Source organism: Franzmannia qiaohouensis, assembly GCF_031451695.1.
Lineage (GTDB): Bacteria > Pseudomonadota > Gammaproteobacteria > Pseudomonadales > Halomonadaceae > Franzmannia > Franzmannia qiaohouensis.
Genome location: NZ_JARWAM010000005.1, coordinates 299799 through 317595, shown reverse-complemented (window position 1 = coordinate 317595; position 17797 = coordinate 299799). Strand labels below are relative to the sequence as shown.

16 protein-coding genes and 3 tRNA genes are annotated in these 17797 nt (G+C 65.5%); 11 read left to right on the top strand and 8 right to left on the bottom strand.

Annotated features, from left to right (window positions below; genetic code table 11):
• Window positions 1-8: 8 nt before the first annotated feature.
• The 5 genes from QC821_RS08990 to hisB form a co-directional block, all read right to left on the bottom strand.
• Window positions 9-497: a hypothetical protein gene (locus QC821_RS08990; RefSeq protein WP_309719942.1), complete on the bottom strand. Its 489-nt coding sequence runs from the start codon at window positions 495-497 to the stop codon at window positions 9-11.
• Window positions 498-543: 46 nt separating this feature from the next.
• Window positions 544-1317: an imidazole glycerol phosphate synthase subunit HisF gene (gene hisF, locus QC821_RS08985; protein WP_309719891.1), complete on the bottom strand. Its 774-nt coding sequence runs from the start codon at window positions 1315-1317 to the stop codon at window positions 544-546.
• Window positions 1318-1320: 3 nt separating this feature from the next.
• On the bottom strand, window positions 1321-2079 hold the full coding sequence (gene hisA, locus QC821_RS08980) for a 1-(5-phosphoribosyl)-5-[(5-phosphoribosylamino)methylideneamino]imidazole-4-carboxamide isomerase (protein WP_309719889.1): 759 nt from the start codon (window positions 2077-2079) through the stop codon (window positions 1321-1323).
• Window positions 2080-2155: 76 nt separating this feature from the next.
• Window positions 2156-2797, bottom strand: a complete 642-nt coding sequence (gene hisH / locus QC821_RS08975; RefSeq protein WP_309719887.1) for an imidazole glycerol phosphate synthase subunit HisH — start codon at window positions 2795-2797, stop codon at window positions 2156-2158.
• Window positions 2798-2846: 49 nt separating this feature from the next.
• Window positions 2847-3440, bottom strand: coding sequence for an imidazoleglycerol-phosphate dehydratase HisB (gene hisB / locus QC821_RS08970; protein WP_309719885.1), 594 nt, complete (start codon window positions 3438-3440; stop codon window positions 2847-2849).
• Between the two features lie 167 nt (window positions 3441-3607).
• On the opposite strand from hisB, the gene QC821_RS08965 reads away from it, so the two are divergent.
• The 10 genes from QC821_RS08965 (at window position 3608) to QC821_RS08920 (ending at window position 11443) form a co-directional block, all read left to right on the top strand.
• Complete coding sequence (locus QC821_RS08965; RefSeq protein ID WP_309719883.1) at window positions 3608-4063, top strand: acetyl-CoA sensor PanZ family protein; 456 nt, start codon at window positions 3608-3610, stop codon at window positions 4061-4063.
• Window positions 4060-6408, top strand: coding sequence for an AsmA family protein (locus QC821_RS08960; RefSeq protein WP_309719881.1), 2349 nt, complete (start codon window positions 4060-4062; stop codon window positions 6406-6408). Before QC821_RS08965 ends, QC821_RS08960 begins: the two co-directional genes overlap by 4 nt.
• A gap of 78 nt (window positions 6409-6486) precedes the next feature.
• Entirely contained in the window at window positions 6487-7569 is a 1083-nt protein-coding gene (mutY, locus tag QC821_RS08955; RefSeq protein ID WP_309719879.1) for an A/G-specific adenine glycosylase, read from the top strand.
• 23 nt (window positions 7570-7592) lie between these two features.
• Window positions 7593-7865, top strand: a complete 273-nt coding sequence (locus QC821_RS08950; RefSeq protein WP_309719877.1) for an oxidative damage protection protein — start codon at window positions 7593-7595, stop codon at window positions 7863-7865.
• Window positions 7866-7948: 83 nt separating this feature from the next.
• Window positions 7949-8024: transfer RNA gene (locus QC821_RS08945), tRNA-Phe, on the top strand.
• Window positions 8025-8030: 6 nt separating this feature from the next.
• Window positions 8031-8105 (top strand) — tRNA-Gln (locus QC821_RS08940).
• A gap of 57 nt (window positions 8106-8162) precedes the next feature.
• Window positions 8163-8238 (top strand) — tRNA-Thr (locus tag QC821_RS08935).
• A 455-nt stretch (window positions 8239-8693) separates the two neighbouring features.
• Window positions 8694-9539 carry a Crp/Fnr family transcriptional regulator gene (locus QC821_RS08930; RefSeq protein WP_309719875.1) on the top strand — a complete coding sequence of 282 codons (846 nt, stop codon included), beginning with the start codon at window positions 8694-8696 and terminating at the stop codon, window positions 9537-9539.
• Between the two features lie 162 nt (window positions 9540-9701).
• Window positions 9702-10643: an ectoine hydroxylase gene (gene thpD, locus QC821_RS08925; RefSeq protein ID WP_309719873.1), complete on the top strand. Its 942-nt coding sequence runs from the start codon at window positions 9702-9704 to the stop codon at window positions 10641-10643.
• 134 nt (window positions 10644-10777) lie between these two features.
• Complete coding sequence (locus tag QC821_RS08920; RefSeq protein WP_309719871.1) at window positions 10778-11443, top strand: fumarylacetoacetate hydrolase family protein; 666 nt, start codon at window positions 10778-10780, stop codon at window positions 11441-11443.
• 75 nt (window positions 11444-11518) lie between these two features.
• On the opposite strand, the gene speA is transcribed toward QC821_RS08920, so the two are convergent.
• The 3 genes from speA to QC821_RS08905 all read right to left on the bottom strand — a co-directional run bounded on the left by speA (window position 11519) and on the right by QC821_RS08905 (window position 14779).
• Window positions 11519-13441, bottom strand: a complete 1923-nt coding sequence (gene speA, locus QC821_RS08915) for a biosynthetic arginine decarboxylase (protein WP_309719869.1) — start codon at window positions 13439-13441, stop codon at window positions 11519-11521.
• Window positions 13438-14400 carry a homoserine kinase gene (locus QC821_RS08910; protein WP_309719867.1) on the bottom strand — a complete coding sequence of 321 codons (963 nt, stop codon included), beginning with the start codon at window positions 14398-14400 and terminating at the stop codon, window positions 13438-13440. The genes speA and QC821_RS08910 overlap by 4 nt, the downstream gene beginning before the upstream one ends.
• Before the next feature lie 85 nt (window positions 14401-14485).
• The gene (locus tag QC821_RS08905) at window positions 14486-14779 is read right to left on the bottom strand and encodes a DUF2782 domain-containing protein (protein ID WP_309719865.1); all 294 of its coding nucleotides are present in this window, start codon (window positions 14777-14779) and stop codon (window positions 14486-14488) included.
• A gap of 217 nt (window positions 14780-14996) precedes the next feature.
• On the opposite strand from QC821_RS08905, the gene polA reads away from it, so the two are divergent.
• Window positions 14997-17777 (top strand): DNA polymerase I, encoded by a 2781-nt coding sequence (polA, locus tag QC821_RS08900; protein ID WP_309719863.1) that lies wholly within the window; start codon window positions 14997-14999, stop codon window positions 17775-17777.
• Window positions 17778-17797: the final 20 nt, after the last annotated feature.

Genomic DNA, 17797 nt, shown 5'->3' with positions numbered 1-17797 from the left:
GACCACGACTAGAAGCGGATGCCACCAGTGACCATCATGCCAGCGGTGCCGAACACGATCACGTCGCTCTCGAAGCGCCCCCACTGCACGCCGAGGCTGGGCAGGGCGGCCGGGGCAATGCCGTAGTGGTTGAAGGGGATATTGTCCTGGCGCTCATCCTTGTAGCCGCGCAGCAGGCCCGCGGTGAGCTTGGCGCGCACGGTGAGGTTGTCGCTGGGGCGCCATAGCGGGAATTCGCGCCCGGCATAGAAGTACCAGGTCGGCTGGTCGAAGGAGTTCTTGAACCAGGCGGTGCCGGCCAGCCAGCGGTGCGGGTTGTGCAGCTCGACGCTGATCAGGTTTTGCTGGTTGGTATGATCCGGCTGAGGGTTGAAGTGGCGGGTGTAGAGGCTGGTCTGCACCAGCACGTGGTCGAGCTCGAGCGTCGGTGGCCAGTCGAACCGCGACGACTCGGCGGATGCTGCTGAACTGATCGACACTGCCACGCCCACCAGCATCGCGAGTAAGGCCTTCCGTGGTGTCATGTCCATGTCTGCCCTCAGGTTATAGACGCATCTCTATGCCGTGATCGGCCATGTAGCGCTTGGCGTCGGGAATGCTGTATTCACCGAAATGGAAGATGCTGGCGGCGAGCACCGCATCGGTGCCACCTTCGATGACGCCGGCGACCAGGTGGTCGAGAGTGCCGACCCCGCCCGAGGCGATCACCGGCACGCTGACCGCGTCGCTGATCGCGCGGGTCACACCGAGATCGAAGCCGGCCTTGGTGCCGTCGCGGTCCATGCTGGTCAGCAGCAGCTCGCCGGCGCCGAAATCGACCATCTTGCGTGCCCACTCAACGGCATCCAGGCCGGTGGGCTTGCGCCCGCCGTGGGTGAAGATCTCCCAGCGCGGCGGCTCGCCCTCGGCAGAAACCCGCTTGGCATCGATGGCGACCACGATGCACTGGCTGCCGAAACGCTCGGTGGCCTCGCGCACGAACTCTGGATTGGTTACTGCTGCGGTATTGATCGAGACCTTGTCGGCCCCGGCGTTGAGCATGGTGCGAATATCGTCGCAGCTGCGGATGCCGCCGCCCACCGTCAACGGGATGAAGACTTCTCCGGCGATGCGCTCGACCATCTCCACCGTGGTGCCGCGATTCTCGTGGCTGGCGGTGATGTCGAGGAAGGTGATCTCGTCGGCGCCCTGCTGGTTGTAGCGCTTGGCGATCTCCACCGGATCACCGGCGTCGCGAATACCGACGAAGTTGACGCCCTTGACCACACGGCCGGCGTCGACGTCGAGGCAGGGGATGATGCGCTTGGCGAGTCCCATGGATCAGCTCCCGGCCTGGGTGAGTGGGTCGCCCAGCTCGTCACACAGACGCTGGGCCTCGGTAACGTCGAGGCTGCCCTCGTAGATGGCGCGCCCGGTGATGGCGCCGAGAATGCCGTCGCCGGCCACCGCGCTCAGCGCGCGAATGTCGTCGAGGTTGGTGACGCCACCCGAGGCGATCACCGGCAGGCCGCCGACTCGGGCCAGCTCGGCGGTGGCCTCGACGTTGACGCCGCCCATCATGCCGTCACGGGCGATATCGGTGTAGACGATGCTGGAAACGCCGTCGCCGGCGAAGCGCCTGGCAAGCTCGGTGGCCTTGAGCGAGGAGACCTCGGCCCAGCCGTCGGTGGCCACGTAGCCGTCGCGGGCATCGAGGCCGACGATCACATGGCCGGGAAAGGCGCGACACATCTCGCTGACGAAGGCCGGCTCCTTGACCGCCTGGGTGCCGATGATCACATAGGTGACGCCGGCCGCCAGGTAGTGTTCGATGGTCGCCGCGGTGCGGATGCCGCCGCCGATCTGGATCGGCAGGTCCGGGTAGGCGCGGGCGATGGCGGTGACCGCGTCACCGTTGACCGGCTTGCCTTCGAAGGCGCCGTTGAGGTCGACCAGATGCAGACGCCTTGCGCCGGCCTCGACCCAGCGTGCGGCCATTGCCACCGGGTCGTCGCCGTAGCTGGTGGCGTCGTCCATGCGGCCCTGTTTGAGGCGGACGCATTGGCCGTCCTTGAGATCGATGGCGGGAATTACCAGCATGTCGTGTCCTCTTCGGCGCCCGGTCAGGCAGCCATATCCAGAATGAGTCGTCGTGGCGGCGGCAGTGGCGCTCGGCTCACGGCGTCCAGTTGACGAAGTTCTCCAGCAGGCGCAGGCCTGCCGCCGAGCTCTTCTCGGGATGGAACTGGGTGGCGAACACCGGGCCGCGGCCGATCGCCACGTGGGCCTGGGTAGTACCGTAGTCGGTGGTGCCGAACAGTGTGGCGTCGTCGCTGGCATCGACATAGTAACTGTGCACGAAATAGAACCGCTCAGCGTCGTCGATGCCTTCCCACAGCGCGTGGGGCTGGTGCTGGCCCACCTGGTTCCAGCCCATGTGCGGCACCTTGAGGCGGTTGCCGTGGGCGTCGCGCATATCCACCGGGAAGCGCCGCACGCGCCCAGGCATGAAGCCCAGGCAGGTCACGCCGCCGTTCTCTTCGCTGTCGTCGAGCAGCATCTGCTGGCCGACGCAGATGCCCAGCAGTGGCTTCTCGGCCTTGCTCAGCAGCTCGAGCACCAGCCCCTTGACCTCGCTGCGTTCGAGCTCGCCCATGCAGTCGCGAATTGCCCCCTGGCCGGGTAGCACCAGCCGCGTGGCCCCGTGGATGCGGCGCGGGTCGCGGGTGACGACGACGTTCTCGTGGGTGACATGCTCCAGCGCCTTGGCGACAGAGTGCAGGTTGCCCATTCCGTAGTCGATCACGGCGATGGTCATGAGGCGCTCCTTACGAGGTGACGGTGGTGGGGGCTCTGGACATCGCTGCTCACAGGCAGCCCTTGGTCGACGGCATCTGGCCGGCCATGCGCGGGTCTTCGGCAACCGCCATGCGCAGGGCACGGCCGAAGGCCTTGAAGATGGTCTCGGCCTGATGGTGGGCGTTGAAGCCCTTGAGGTTGTCGATATGCAGGGTTACCTGGGCATGGTTGACGAAGCCCTGAAAGAACTCCCAGAACAGCTGGGTATCGAGGCGGCCGATGGCGGCACGGGTAAATTCGACATTCATGAACAGCCCGGCGCGCCCTGAGAAGTCTACCACTACCCGCGACAGGGCCTCGTCGAGGGGCACGTAGGCGTGGCCGTAGCGGTAGATGCCGCGCTTGTCACCGATCGCCTGGGCAAAGGCCTGGCCAAGGGTGATGCCGAGATCCTCGACGGTATGGTGGTCGTCGATGTGCAGGTCGCCCTGGGCCTGGATATCGAGATCGATCAGGCCGTGGCGTGCCACCTGGTCGAGCATATGGTCGAGGAAGGGCACGCCGCTCTCGCCGCTGAGCTGGCCCTGGCCGTCGAGATTCACGCTCACCGTGATCTGCGTTTCCTTGGTGTCGCGAGAAACCGTGGCGGTACGCTCGGTCATGGGGCTGAGTCTCCTGCGCTGGGCGCATTGGCTGGATTCGGAACGCTCCGCATGGCGACGGTGCGGCGGTCGAGCCATCCATTATAGAGAATCGGTCGCCCCATCCGCTACAATGCGGGTCATTGACGGACGATCCGACGCGCCGTCCCGGCCAGGGGAGATCAAACATGCCGGTTACGCTTCATAGGGTCGATCACCGCGACTGGTCAACGGATGACCAGACCGCCCTCGACCTCTCTCGTATCTATGCCGATGCACCCGCCGAGCGCTTGCCTGCGCCCGCCGATGACTTCATCCGCGATCACCTCGAGGGCGGCGGACTGTTCTGCTGCGCCTGCTTCAATGGCCGCCTGGTGGGCGCGGTGGCGGTGAATATCGACGCCGAGGCCTGGTGGTTAGCCTACATCTGTATACGCCAGGCCACCCGCCGACGTGGCGTCGGCTCACGCCTGCTGGCGCTGGTCGGCGAGGCGGCGGCCGCCGAGCGGCGCATGCTGCGGGTGGCCAGCGCGACCCTGCAGATGGGCGACCAGCTACTACTGACCCGGCTTGGCTATCGTGCCTCGCCCGAGGGCGACTATTTCGAACTCAATCCGCGCAGTTCCCAGGGAGGACATCAATGAGAGCGCTACTGCGAACCCTGCTGGCGGTCATCGGGGTACTTGGGCTAGTGGTGGTCGGTGCCGTGGTCTATGTTACCACCTTCTTCGACCCCAACGACCTCAAGCCGCGGCTGATCGACGTGGTTCGCGAACAGACCGGCCTCGAGCTGACCCTCGACGGGCCGCTGTCGTGGTCGTTCTACCCGCGATTGGGAGTTAGCGTGGTCGACGCCGAGGCTTGGCTACCGGATCAGGCCGGCGACGAAGAGGCCTTCGCTGCCCTCGACAAGGCCGAAGTCAGCCTGGCCTTTGCCCCGCTGCTCACTGGTGAAATCGCCATCGAGGGCCTGACGCTCGACGGCATGCGCCTCAACCTCGAACGCGACGCTGAAGGCCAAGGCAACTGGGAAGTGCTCCTCGAACGTCTCGACGAGCGCAGCGAAGAGGCCGCCGAAGCGCTGGCGCCGGCCTCCGCCGGGCCGGCTGCCGGCGAGGATGCAGGGATGCGTGTGGCGCTCAATATCGCCAGCGTCACCCTGCGCGGCAGCGAAGTGCGCTACCGCGACTGGCAGCGCGACCTGCAACTGCGCGTCACCGGCCTTGACGTCAGCGGCAGCAACGTCAATCCGCAGCGCGCCTTCCCGCTCAAGAGCGCTTTCCGGCTCTCGGCCTACCCCGATGCGGCCTGGCAGGAGAGCGACGAGGTCGAGCCGGAGTGGGTCAGCAGCGTGCGCGGCGAAAGCCGGGTACGGCTGGGCCTGCGCGACGGCCGCTACGAGCTCGAGGACCTCAGCCTCGAAACCAGCACCACCCTGGCCGCGCTGGGGGACCGCAAGCAGCAGGCCAACCTGGAGCTGCGCCATCTGGTGGCCAATAGCGAGACTCGGCAGCTGGAAATTGACGGCGGCCGCCTCGACAGCAGCCTGGTGCATCCCGCCGCCGGTGACCGCGCGCTGTCACTGAGCCTGGGCTTCATCGCCGATCTCGACGTCGACGAGCAGCACTTGCATTTGCGCAGCCTTGAACTGAGCGGTCCCGACGACCTCGATCTCAGCGGCAGCGTGACGGTCACCCAGCTGTTCGATGCGCCGCGCTATACCGGCCTGGTGAGCCTGGCGCCGCTGTCGCTGCGGCCGTGGCTGGCGCGCTTCGACGCCCTGCCCGAGACGGCAAGCGACGCGGCGCTTGGCGATGTGGCGCTGACCAGCCCGCTGCAGGGCGACCTGGAACGGTTCAGTTTCACCAACCTGACCATGGTGGTCGATGACACTACCTTCACCGGGCGCCTCGGTGCAGGTCTCGATGGCCAGGCGCTGGCATTCGACCTGCAGGGCGACCACCTGGATCTCGACGCCTATCTGCCGCCTGACGAACCGGCCGCCGAAAGCGCCATGCTGCGCAAGCTGCTGGGTCGCATGGCCTATGCCGACGACGACGAAGCGGCATTGCCGATCGCCTGGCTGGCACCGCTGGACCTCGCCGGAGAGCTGAGCCTCGAGCGGCTCACGGTGCTGGGGTTGGTGATCCGCAACGCCGAGCTGGCCGTTGAGGGCAGCGAGGGCGTGCACCGCCTGTCGCGCTTCGAGGGCCAGCTGTTCGACGGCAGCTTGGCCGCCAGCGGTGAGCTCGACCAGCGCCAGGTGACGCCACGCTGGAGCTTTGCGCCGCGTCTCGAACGTGTACAGGTGGTACCGCTATACGCCGCGCTGGCCGACGAAGAGTCGCCGCTGCGCGGACGCCTGAGCCTCGACGGCGATCTCACCACCCGCGGCGACAACCGCGGCCTGATGACCCGTAACCTGAACGGCACCCTGGCGCTGCGCATCGACGACGGCGCGCTCTTCGACGTCAATGTCTCCCAGGAACTGTGTGGCGTGGTGGCGGCGCTGGACGGCGAAGAGATGAGCCGCGACTGGAGCAGTGATACCCGCTTCGAGCGCGCCGAGGCGAGCTTCACCCTGCGCGACGGCATAGCCCACAACGATGACCTGGAGATCAGCATCCCCGGCATCCGGCTCGACGGCGGCGGCGAGATCAACTTGGCGACCCAGGCGTTCGACTACCGCGCAGCGGCACGCCTGGTCGACTCAGCAGATGCCGCCTGCCGCGTCAATCCGCGCCTCGAGCGCGTGCCGCTGCCGGTGCGCTGCGAGGGCCAATTGAGCGAGGAGAGCAGCGAGTGGTGCCGTTTCGACCGCTCGGCGCTCCAGAGCGCACTGGGCGAGATCCTGCGCGACGAAGCCTCCTCGCGGGCCGTGGAAGAGATCGAAGAGCGCCTCGGTGGCGCCCTGGAAGGGCTCGATGAGCGCCTTGGCGAGGGCGCAGGACGGGAACTTCGCGAGGGGCTGCGCGGTCTGTTTAACTGAAGGCTAGCAAGCCAGTCACCTGCGCCGACGTTCTCGTCGGCGCTTTTTTTATTTCACCCGTCGAGGGATGAGGCTCCAATGACCGATATGCCATCCCCGGTGCTTGCCCCGGATGCCTTTCAGCAGCGCCTGCTGGCCTGGTTCGACGAGCATGGCCGCACGTCGTTGCCCTGGCAGCACGACAAGACCCCTTATCGCGTGTGGGTCTCGGAGATCATGCTGCAGCAGACCCAGGTGGCCACGGTAATTCCCTACTACGAGCGCTTCATGGCGCGCTTCCCCAGCGTCGAGCACCTCGCCGCGGCAGAGCAGGACGACGTGCTGCACCTGTGGACCGGACTCGGCTACTACGCGCGTGGCCGCAACCTGCACAAGGCCGCGCGTCGGGTGGTCGAGCAGCACGACGGCGAGTTCCCGGTGCACAGCCTAGAGGCCATGGCCGCACTGCCCGGCATCGGTCGCTCCACCGCCGGTGCCATCATCAGCATCAGCACCGGGCGTCGTGCGGTGATTCTCGACGGCAACGTCAAGCGGGTACTGGCCCGCCTGCACGCCGAGCCCGGCTGGCCCGGGCGCCCGGCGGTGGAGCGCCGGCTATGGGCATTGGCCGAGCACTACACGCCGGCAGCGCGCCTGCCTGACTACAGCCAGGCAATGATGGACCTCGGCGCCACCCTGTGCCGCCGGGGTACGCCCAGCTGCCTGCTGTGCCCCTTCGAGGACGTCTGCGAAGCGCATGCCCGCGGCGAGGAGAAGCGCTTTCCCGAGTCCAAGCCCAGGAAAGCGCTGCCCGAGCGCAGCACCATCATGCTGCTGCTGCACGACGGAGAGGGTCGAGTGCTGCTCGAACAGCGCCCCGGCGCCGGGCTGTGGGGCGGTCTGTGGTGCTTTCCGCAGTTCGACGACCCTGAGGCGCTCCAGGCTTGGCTCGACGTGCATGCCCCAGAGGCCAGCCAGGAACCGGCCTGGCAGGCGTTTCGCCACACCTTCAGCCATTTCCACCTGCAGATCACGCCGCAGCCGGTCGCCTGCCGTCCAGCGCAGATGGTCAACGCCCCGGGGCGGCTGTGGTATCACCTCGCCGAGCCTGTCACCATTGGCCTGGCGGCGCCGGTCAAGACCCTGCTGGGCAGCCTCGCCCAGCATCTCGACGACGCCTGAACGCTTATCGCAAGGAGTGACCCATGAGCCAGACCGTGTTCTGTCGCAAGTACCAACAGGAACTCGAGGCACTGCCGCAGCCGCCGCTGCCCGGCAAGAAGGGCCAGGAGATCCAGGCTAATGTCTCCAAGCAGGCCTGGGATGAGTGGCAGGCGCTGCAGACCCGCTTGATCAACGAGAAGCACCTCAACCTGCTCGACCCCGAGGCGCGGGCGTACCTGATGGAGCAGCTCGAACGCTTCCTCGACAACCTTGAAACCGACCAGGCCGAGGGCTATGTGCCGCCCAGCCAGTGATCTGGACAGGCATGGCATCCGGTTGATCTAAAAAGGCTTGACGGGGTGAAGGGATTCTAGTTAAATACGTCCCCGTTGGCAGGGGCCAGATAGCTCAGTTGGTAGAGCAGGGGATTGAAAATCCCCGTGTCGGCGGTTCGATTCCGTCTCTGGCCACCACGCTGCTGGGGTATAGCCAAGTGGTAAGGCACCGGTTTTTGGTATCGGCATTCCCAGGTTCGAATCCTGGTACCCCAGCCATCGCCAACCCAGTTTCTGAAGCATCGAGTGGATGCGAGTAGTTGAAGGGTTGCCCGCGCCGGCATAGCTCAGTTGGTAGAGCAACTGACTTGTAATCAGTAGGTCCCGGGTTCGACTCCTGGTGCCGGCACCAAGCGAAGCCTTTGATACATCAAGCATTTGCTCAATATTAAACCGCCCATTTTTGAGGCGGTTTTTTTGTGTCCTGAAACTCCATCCACTACAGGCGGCCGGTCTTTAACCTTGGGCGACAGGCTGGCACGTGCTGGCGGTTTATTTTTCAAGATGTTGATGTCGTAGTATCGCGACGCTATTAAAGTTATTAGAGATTGTGATAAAACAGCATCGTAAGATGCTGGTTTTTTATTGCTTATAATAAATAAACGCCAGTGTCCATAACCTGGGTTATGTGAATTGGCTGCCAGGTGCGTGTTTAAATTACAACTTATTGCGCGCGTTAGTATGCGCTGCGTGACCGAGGCCGCGGGGGAGGCACCTAGCCAAGTTACTATGCTGAAAAAAGAGGTGTGGTCACGATGTAAACCGGGGATAGGTTATGGCAATAGCCATGTAAGGATATAGCAAGAGATGGATGAAAGAAAACCCGACGATGGCCGCGCGGACGAGCTGGAGTCACTAAAGCGGCATTCGGATGCTTATAGTGCTGGTATGACGGGAGCCAGCCACAGGCCTAGCTTGCCGTTCAGCCACTTTATCGATGCCTATGCGCGGCTACTGGACGAACTGTCCAGGCAACTGAGTGAGCTGACGAGCCATGTGATCAACGCGGGCAAGGGGCATGTGGTTCAGCGTTACTCTGATACGGACAAGCAGCTGTATCTGCTGGAGGAGGGTTGGGCATGCAGTAAGCGCTATACCCGAGACAGCAATATACAGCGCCTGGAGCTGTATGTTCCTGATGATATCATGGGCGTGAGGGAGCTCGCTTCGTTGAGCGTGGTATCGGAGATCAGCATGCTGACGCCGGGGCGCATAAGAGTGTTCTCTGGGGAGCAGGTTAACCAGGCTTATGAGACATCTGCGGCGCTGAGAGTGGTGTTCCTGCGCTACTTGGCGGTTCGCGGCAATCTTGTGTTGGACCGCCTAAAGAGCTGTGTCAGTGTCGATGCGCCGACACGTATTATTTATTTGATACTCGAAACTCATACTCGTCTGGTAAACCAGAATGCACTGGTCGGCATGGAGTTTGAATTGCCGCTCACGCAGGAGGAAATAGGAGAATTCCTGGGCTTGTCTGCGGTCCATGTAAGCCGCTCTTTTTCTTTGCTTGAAGAGTATGGTTACTTGAAGCGCGACAGGAATACGATCAAAATCCTGAATTACCAGAAGTCGCTGGACAAGGCCGACTTCTACCGCGAATACATTTATCGTGGCAGCGAGGAGTCGCGTGGCGAGCCTCTCGGGGCAGGCTAACGCTGCCTGTAGGTCGGCGTAAGGGCCTTGAATTGAGCGAGGCCGCCTATATGTTCACCCTGCCCCCCGAGCGCCCGCCGTTGCTGCACGGCTGAGACGGGCGCTCTCGGGCCGCTATTTCTGCATCAACAACCCGATCACAGGCTCCAGGAGGTGATTTGGATGTCGGTACAGACCGCTACCCGCAACGCGCACTACCATTCTCCCGCCGCGCAGCAGCGCGATCCCTATCCGACACGGCTGTCGCAGCCGCTCGACATGCCTTGGCTCAAGCGCCGCGAGGCGGTGGTCAAGGGCAGCGCCGAAGATGGCCCCCTGAGCCAGGCGCAGCTAGATGCCTTCGAGCGCCAGGGCTTTCTATTCGAACCCAATTTCCTTAGCGGCGACGAGCTCGATGCGCTGCGCGAGGAGCTCAAGGCACTAATGTCAAACGAGGACTATGTTGGGCGCGATTTCAGCATCACCGAGCCGGGCGGGGAGGAAATCCGCTCTCTGTTCGCCGTGCATTTTTTGTCTGAACGCTTTCGGCGCCTGGCGCAGGATCCGCGCCTGAAGGGGCGCGCCGAGCAGATCCTCGGCGGCGAGGCCTATGTTCATCAGTCGCGGATCAACTACAAGCCCGGCTTCCAGGGCAAGGGCTTCAACTGGCACTCCGATTTCGAAACCTGGCACGCCGAGGACGGCATGCCGGAGATGCACGCGGTAAGCGCGTCACTGGTGCTCACCGACAATCACCACTTCAATGGTCCTTTGATGCTGGTGCCGGGCTCGCACAAGGTCTTCGTGCCCTGCCTCGGCGAAACGCCGGATGATCATCACAAGCAGTCGCTGAAGATGCAGGAGCTCGGTGTGCCCGGCCGCGAGGCGCTGGGCGAGCTGATCAAGCGCCACGGTATCGAGGCGCCGACCGGTGCGGCAGGGGGGCTGCTGCTGTTCGACTGCAATACGCTGCACGGCTCCAACGCCAATATGTCGCCGGACCCCCGCAGCAACGCATTTTTTGTCTACAATCGTCGAGACAACCGCTGCGTCGCCCCCTATGCGGCAAGGCGTGCTCGGCCGGCATTCCTGGCCCACCAGCCGGATGCAGACTGGTCGCCGTGATGGCGAGAGGCGTCTCGAGCGGCGCATTAGGCGGGGGCGCTGGACTGGCGCGCCCGCTGCGGTAAACTGTGACGCTTATTGTGTAAGCGGCGCCCGAGACGTCGCCTCCCTTTTATTCAGGAGAATATCCCGCCATGCGCTTTGTTCCCCGTTTTACCGATGGCCAGGAATTTCCTCACGCGCTGGGCAAGATCGTCTGCGTTGGTCGCAACTACGCCGACCATGCCAAAGAGCTGGACAACCCGATTCCCACCGAACCGCTGCTGTTCATCAAGCCGTCGACCTGCGCGGTGCCGCTGGACGAGCCGATCGATGCGCCGTTTTCCCGCGGCGACGTGCACTTCGAGACCGAGCTTGCGCTGCTGATCGGCGAGCCGCTGACCCACGCCACCGCCTCGGAAGCCGAGCGTGCGGTGGCCGGTATCGGCCTGGCGCTGGACCTGACCCTGCGTGACGTGCAGTCGCAGCTCAAGGAGAAGGGCTACCCCTGGGAGATCGCCAAGAGCTTCGACGGCGCCTGCCCGCTGTCGCCGTTCCTGGCACTCAACCGCGTGCCCAACTGGAGCGCACTGACCTTCAGCCTGGATATCGACGGCGAGCGGGTGCAGAGCGGCGAAGGCTCCGACATGCTGTTCCCGGTGGCGACCCTGCTGGCCGAGATGAGCCGTCACTTCACGCTGCTGCCGGGCGATGTGGTGCTGACCGGCACCCCACCGGGGGTCGGCGAGCTGCCGCGTGGCGCCGAGCTGCACTTCACCCTGACCGGTGGGCTGGAAGTGGCCACCCGGGTAGTCGACTAGGCATTTGCAAGGTCAACACCAATGCGCCCCCGCAGCCTGGCTGCGGGGGCGCATTGCGTTGGGCCAGCGGCCCTATCACTCGAGGTAGGTGTAGCCCTGCAGGCCGGCGGAGAGGTCGGCGAGAAAGGCCTGGTGCTCCTCGACGCTGAGTTGGCTGGCGTCTAACTGGCTGGCCAGGTGGCGGCGCAGCACTTCGGCATCGAAATTGACGTGGTCGAGGACCTGGGCCACGGTGTCGCCCTGGATGGCATGCGACAGCACCCAGTCGCCGTTGGCGTCGAGGGCGGCGTCCACCGAGTCGGTGTCGCCAAACAGGTTGTGCAGGTCGCCGAGGATCTCCTGATAGGCGCCGACCAGGAAGAAGCCCAGCAGCTTCTCGTCGCCGTCGCGCCACTCCGGGAGCGGCAGGGTGCTCTCCACGCCCTGGCCGTCGACGTAGCTGTCGATACGGCCGTCGCTGTCGCAGGTGATGTCCTGGATCACCCCGCGGCGGCTCGGCGCACGCTCCAGGCCACTCAGCGGCATCACCGGAAAGATCTGCTTGATGCCCCATACGTCGGGTAGCGACTGGAACAGCGAGAAGTTGACGAACAGCTTGTCGGCGAGCTTTTCGGCGAGTTCGTCGAGGATCTCGCGATGCGCGCGGTTGCGCCCGTCGAGGCGCGCCTTGAGCCGCGCGCAGGCGGCGAAGTAGACCGCCTCGCCCTCGGCGCGCGCGACCAGGCCGGCCAGCCCCAGCACGAAGCGGTCCTGCAGCTCGCCCATGGCCTGCACCAGGTCATGGTAGGCCTCGACCAGGCCACGCGGCTCGTGCATGTCGGCCAGGCGGCCGTGGACGCGCCACAGCTCATCGATCTGCGGGTCATCCTCGACCTGGCGCGGCGGCGCCTGGTCTTCGATGCGCTCCTCACCGATCACGTTGGTGATCAGCACCGCGTGGTGGGCGGTCAGCGCGCGGCCCGATTCGCTGATCAGGTGCGGATGCGGCAGGCCTTCGGCCTCGCAGGCCTGGCGGAAGGCCCACACCACGTTGCTGGCGTATTCGCGCATCGAGTAGTTGATCGAAAACTCGCTGCGCGAACGGGTGCCCTCGTAGTCGATACCCAGGCCGCCGCCGACGTCGACGGTGTCCACCGGTGCGCCGAGTTCGCGCAGGCTCTGGTAGAAGCGCGCGCACTCGCGCAGGCCGCGCTGGATATCGCGAATATTGGCGATCTGCGAGCCGAGGTGGAAGTGCACCAGCTGCAGGCTGCCCAGCGCATCGCTGCGCTTGAGCCGTTCGATGACGCCGAGGGTCTGGCCGGCGGTGAGGCCGAACTTGGACTTCTCGCCGCCGGTGTCCTGCCACTTGCCGCGACCCACCGAGGCAAGCCGGGCGCGCAGGCCGATGCGCGGCGTGACGCCGAGGTCGGCGGCCTCCTCGAGGATGATGTCGAGCTCGGAATACTTCTCCACCACCAGGTAGACCCGATGGCCGAGTTTCTCGCCCATCAGCGCCAGGCGGATGTATTCGCGGTCCTTGTAGCCGTTGCAGACGATCAGCGACGAGCCGTCGCCGGAGAGCGCCAGCACTGCCAGCAGCTCGGGCTTGCTGCCGGCCTCGAGGCCGACCCGGCCGTGGCCGCGCTCGTGGGTGGCGAGGATCTCCTCGACCACGCGGCGCTGCTGGTTGACCTTGATCGGATAGACCGCGGTGTAGCCGCCGGTATAGGCCTCTTCGCGAATCGCCGCATCGAAGGCCGCGCACAGCTGCTCTACCCGGTCGTGGAGGATATCGGTGAAGCGCACCAGCACCGGCAGGCGCAGGCCGGCCTCGCGCAGCTGGTCAACCAGCGCGTCCAGCGGCAGCGCCGGGCCCTCGGTTTCGCTGCCCAGCGGGCGCACCACGGTGTGGCCGCCGTCATCGACGTCGAAATAGCCGCTGCCCCACTGGTCGATGTTGTAGGTGTGGCGCGCCAGGCGTGAAGGCGACGGTGCGCCGGCATCGAGCAGACTCATGCGGGGTGGGCCTCCGGTAGGGCCAGCGCGCCGTGTTGCAGGCGGCTGAGCAGAATGGTCCGGAACTGCTCCGGGTCGTGGGGCGTCAGGTCGTGGGCCGGCGGGTCGACATAGACCACCAGCAGCCGCGACAGCCAGTAGCGCAGCGCGGTCATGCGCAGCATCATCGGCCACGCCGCGCGCTCGGCGTCGGTCAGCGGCCGGCGCGCCTGGTAGGCGCGCAGGATGGCGTCGTGGCGCTCGGCGTCGAGGCTGCCGTCGGCGTTTACCGCCCAGTCGTTGATGACGATCGCCAGGTCGAACAGCAGGTCGCCGGTGCAGCCGTTGTAGAAGTCGATGATGCCGCCCAGCCGCTCGCCGTCGAACAGGGTGTTGTCGCGGAACAGGTCACCGTGCAGCGCGCCCTGGGGCAGGTCCGGCGCGTCGCCGAAGAAGGCCTGGTAGGCGTCGACCTCGTCGCTCATCAGCGCCTGGTCGTCGGCGGAGAGGTAGACCAGCACGCGATGATGCATGGCGACCAACCAGTGCAGGTCGCGTGGATTGGGGCGGTGGCCGTCGAAATAGCGCGATACCGCGTGCATATGACCAAGGGCGTCGCCCAGCGCCCGGCACTGGGCGATGTTCGGTGACCTGGGATACGTTCCGGGCAGGCGCGGAAACAGCAGCGCCGGCTTGCCGGCCAGACTCTGCAGGGCGATGCCCTGACGATCGTGCACAGGGCCGGGCACCGGCAGGCGGTGGTCGGCCAGGTAGTCGAGCAGGTCGACGAAGAACGGCAGCTCCTCGTGCTCACCCTGCTCGAACAGCGTCAATACCAACGTCTGGCGCTCGGTGGTGACGAAGTAGGTGGTGTTCTCGGTGCCGCTGGCCACGCCCTCGAGCTGCGTCAGCGTGCCAACGTCGAAGCGTTGCAGAAACTCTGCGACCTGAGCCTGGCTCAGCGGGGTAAATACGGCCATGTCTCTCTCGCCCGGGGTTGCCAAGCCGCACATTGTACCGTCTTGCCTGTGCGATGCACGAAAAGTGTCGCCGGCCGGGGCGGGCTCAGCGCCCGGTATTGACCCAGTCGGGTACCTCTATCGCATCACCGCTGACACGGCTGAAATTGCCATCGCCACGGCGATCGAGCAGGTGGTAACGGTCGCCGTCGCGGGTGCGGATCTCGATGGCGTAGAGCTGCCCGTTGATGCGAAATTCGCGCAGGGTGCGATCCGCCTCCTGGCGCTCGGTGACCTGCGGCTCGGGCGACTGGGCGTGGCTGGCGAGGCTTGCCAGCAGCAGGCTCGAGCAAAGCAGCGCAGCCAGCAGCATGGGGCGGGGCAAACGTGATAGCGACATATGTCCTCCTGCCGTGAGCGGCACGATGTGCTGCCTGCTTGGACTTCGGCGGTGAGCGGGAATTCACTGCAGCAGGCGATGCGACGAGGGACCGGGCCTCCTATGCCTGGCGCACGCCAGTATAGGACCCGCTGACTCGCTTGGCGAGGGATGCCTGACGCCGCACGGCGAGCTGCGTATCATGGGGGCATTGCTTATGCTCAAGGATCGTTTCGCCATGGCTGCCAGCCCCATCGTCCTCGTCGACGGCTCCTCCTACCTGTACCGCGCCTTTCACGCTCTGCCGCCGTTGACCACCTCCCAGGGCCAGCCCACCGGGGCGGTCAAGGGCGTGCTCAACATGCTCAAGCGGCTGATCAAGGACTATCCGGACAGCCCCATGGCGGTGGTCTTCGACGCCAAGGGCAAGACCTTCCGCGACGAGCTCTACGCCGAGTACAAGGCCCAGCGCCCGCCGATGCCTGACGACCTGCGTAGCCAGGTCGAGCCGCTGCACGCCTGCGTGCGCGCCCTCGGCCTGCCGCTGCTGTGCATCGAGGGGGTCGAGGCCGACGACGTCATCGGCACCCTGGCGCGGCGCGCCACCGAGGCCGGCCGCGATGCGGTGATCTCCACCGGCGACAAGGACATGGCGCAGCTGGTCAACGGCCATATCACCCTGGTCAACACCATGAAGGACGAGACCCTCGACGAGGCCGGCGTGGAGCAGAAGTTCGGCCTGCCGCCGTCGCTGATCATCGACTTCCTGGCGTTGATGGGCGACAAGGTCGACAACATCCCCGGCGTGCCGGGGGTCGGCGAGAAGACTGCGCTGGGCCTGCTGCAGGGCATGGGCGGTGGCCTGGACGCCATCTACGCCGACCTCGAAAAGGTCAAGACGCTGGACTTCCGCGGCGCCAAGACCCTGCCCAAGAAACTCGAGGAGCACCGCGACCAGGCGTTTCTCTCCTACCAGCTGGCCACCATCAAGACCGACTGCGAGCTGCCGGTGGGGCTCGACGACCTGGAAATCGCCCACCCCGACCGCGAGGCCCTGCTCGAGCTTTATCGCGAGATGGAGTTCAAGGCCTGGCTGTCGGAGCTGCTCGAGGGCAAGGACGAAGGCGTCGACGACGTGGCCGGCGGTACCGCCACGCCCCAGGCCGATGCCGCCGAGCCCGCCGCGACGCCCGCCGCACGCGACGACCAGGTGATCGTCGACCAGGCAGCGCTGGACGCCTGGCTCGAGCGGCTGCACCAGGCCGAGCGCTTCTGCTTCGATCTCGAGACCACCAGCCTCAACTACATGGAGGCCGAGATCGTCGGCGTGGGGCTGGCCCTGGCGCCCGGCGAGGCGGCCTATATCCCGCTCGGCCACGACTACCTCGACGCCCCGGCCCAGCTCGACCGCGCGGCGGTGCTGGCGGCGCTCAAGCCGCTGCTGGAAGACCCGGCCAAGGGCAAGATCGGCCAGAACCTCAAGTACGATATCTCGGTGCTGGCCAACTACCAGATCGGCGTGGTCGGGCCGCTGGCCGATACCATGCTCGCCTCCTACGTGCTCAACTCCACCGCCACCCGCCACGACATGGACTCGCTGGCGCTCAAGTACCTTGGCGAGAAGACCATCAGCTTCGAGGAGATCGCCGGCAAGGGCGCCAAGCAGCTGACCTTCAACCAGATCGCCCTCGAGCAGGCCGCGCCCTACGCCTGCGAGGATGTCGATATCACCCTGCGTTTGCAGCACGAGCTGCGCCCACGCCTCGAGAAGGAGGGCCGGCTCGCCGCGGTGCTCGATGAGCTGGAGCTGCCGCTGGTGCCGGTGCTGTCGCGCATGGAGCGCACCGGGGTGGCTCTCGACGCTGAACGGCTGCACACCCAGAGCCAGGCCCTGGCCGAGCGCATCCGTGAGCTCGAGGCCGAGGCCTTCGAGCTGGCCGGGCGCGAGTTCAACCTCAGCTCGCCCAAGCAGCTCGGCGAGATCCTCTTCGAGGAGCAGAAGATCCCGGTGCTCAAGAAGACCCCCAAGGGCGCGCCGTCCACCGCCGAGGCGGTGCTCGAAGAACTGGCGCTGGACTACCCGCTGCCCAAGGTGATCATGCAGCACCGCGGCCTGGCCAAGCTCAAGTCGACCTACACCGACAAGCTGCCGCGCCTGGTCAATGCCACCACCAAGCGCCTGCATACCAGCTACCACCAGGCGGTCACCGCCACCGGACGGCTCTCCTCCAGCGACCCCAACCTGCAGAACATCCCGATTCGCACCGAAGAGGGGCGCAAGATCCGCCAGGCCTTCGTCGCCCGGCCCGGCTACCGCATCGTCGCCGCCGACTACTCGCAGATCGAACTGCGCATCATGGCCCACCTCTCCGAAGACAAGGGCCTGCTCGAGGCCTTCGCCGTGGGCCGCGACATCCACGCCGCCACCGCAGCGGAAGTATTCGGCGTGCCCCTCGACAAGGTCTCCGCCGACCAGCGGCGCAGCGCCAAGGCGATCAACTTCGGGCTGATCTACGGCATGAGCGCCTGGGGGCTGTCGCGCCAGCTGCACATCGAGCGCAACCAGGCCCAGACCTACATCGAGCGCTACTTCGACCGCTACCCCGGGGTGGCGCGCTACATGGACCGTATTCGCGCCCAGGCCGCCGAAGACGGCTACGTCGAAACGGTGCTCGGCCGGCGTCTCTACCTGCCCGAGATCAAGGCCCAGAACCACGCCCGCCGCCAGGCCGCCGAGCGCACCGCCATCAACGCGCCGATGCAGGGCACTGCGGCGGACATCATCAAGCGCGCCATGATCGAGGTCGACGCCTGGCTACAGGGCAGCGCCAAGACGCCCTGCGAGTTCGACGCCTGGATGGTGATGCAGGTCCACGATGAGCTGGTCTTCGAGGTCAAGGAGGCCGATGTCGACGGCTTTATCGAGGCGGTCAAGACGCATATGCGCGATGCCGCCGAACTGCGCGTGCCGCTGATCGTCGAGGCGGAGAGTGGGGCTAATTGGGACGAAGCTCACTAGGAAACGCTGAATTAATGTCT

What these genes read in the sequence shown, in the direction of transcription:
- QC821_RS08990 (WP_309719942.1), bottom strand. Translation starts at nt 497, where the DNA reads ATGCTGGTGGGCGTGGCAGTGTCGATCAGTTCAGCAGCATCCGCCGAG.
- hisF (WP_309719891.1), bottom strand. Translation starts at nt 1,317, where the DNA reads ATGGGACTCGCCAAGCGCATCATCCCCTGCCTCGACGTCGACGCCGGC.
- hisA (WP_309719889.1), bottom strand. Translation starts at nt 2,079, where the DNA reads ATGCTGGTAATTCCCGCCATCGATCTCAAGGACGGCCAATGCGTCCGC.
- hisH (WP_309719887.1), bottom strand. Translation starts at nt 2,797, where the DNA reads ATGACCATCGCCGTGATCGACTACGGAATGGGCAACCTGCACTCTGTC.
- hisB (WP_309719885.1), bottom strand. Translation starts at nt 3,440, where the DNA reads ATGACCGAGCGTACCGCCACGGTTTCTCGCGACACCAAGGAAACGCAG.
- QC821_RS08965 (WP_309719883.1), top strand. Translation starts at nt 3,608, where the DNA reads ATGCCGGTTACGCTTCATAGGGTCGATCACCGCGACTGGTCAACGGAT.
- QC821_RS08960 (WP_309719881.1), top strand. Translation starts at nt 4,060, where the DNA reads ATGAGAGCGCTACTGCGAACCCTGCTGGCGGTCATCGGGGTACTTGGG.
- mutY (WP_309719879.1), top strand. Translation starts at nt 6,487, where the DNA reads ATGACCGATATGCCATCCCCGGTGCTTGCCCCGGATGCCTTTCAGCAG.
- QC821_RS08950 (WP_309719877.1), top strand. Translation starts at nt 7,593, where the DNA reads ATGAGCCAGACCGTGTTCTGTCGCAAGTACCAACAGGAACTCGAGGCA.
- QC821_RS08930 (WP_309719875.1), top strand. Translation starts at nt 8,694, where the DNA reads ATGGATGAAAGAAAACCCGACGATGGCCGCGCGGACGAGCTGGAGTCA.
- thpD (WP_309719873.1), top strand. Translation starts at nt 9,702, where the DNA reads ATGTCGGTACAGACCGCTACCCGCAACGCGCACTACCATTCTCCCGCC.
- QC821_RS08920 (WP_309719871.1), top strand. Translation starts at nt 10,778, where the DNA reads ATGCGCTTTGTTCCCCGTTTTACCGATGGCCAGGAATTTCCTCACGCG.
- speA (WP_309719869.1), bottom strand. Translation starts at nt 13,441, where the DNA reads ATGAGTCTGCTCGATGCCGGCGCACCGTCGCCTTCACGCCTGGCGCGC.
- QC821_RS08910 (WP_309719867.1), bottom strand. Translation starts at nt 14,400, where the DNA reads ATGGCCGTATTTACCCCGCTGAGCCAGGCTCAGGTCGCAGAGTTTCTG.
- QC821_RS08905 (WP_309719865.1), bottom strand. Translation starts at nt 14,779, where the DNA reads ATGTCGCTATCACGTTTGCCCCGCCCCATGCTGCTGGCTGCGCTGCTT.
- polA (WP_309719863.1), top strand. Translation starts at nt 14,997, where the DNA reads ATGGCTGCCAGCCCCATCGTCCTCGTCGACGGCTCCTCCTACCTGTAC.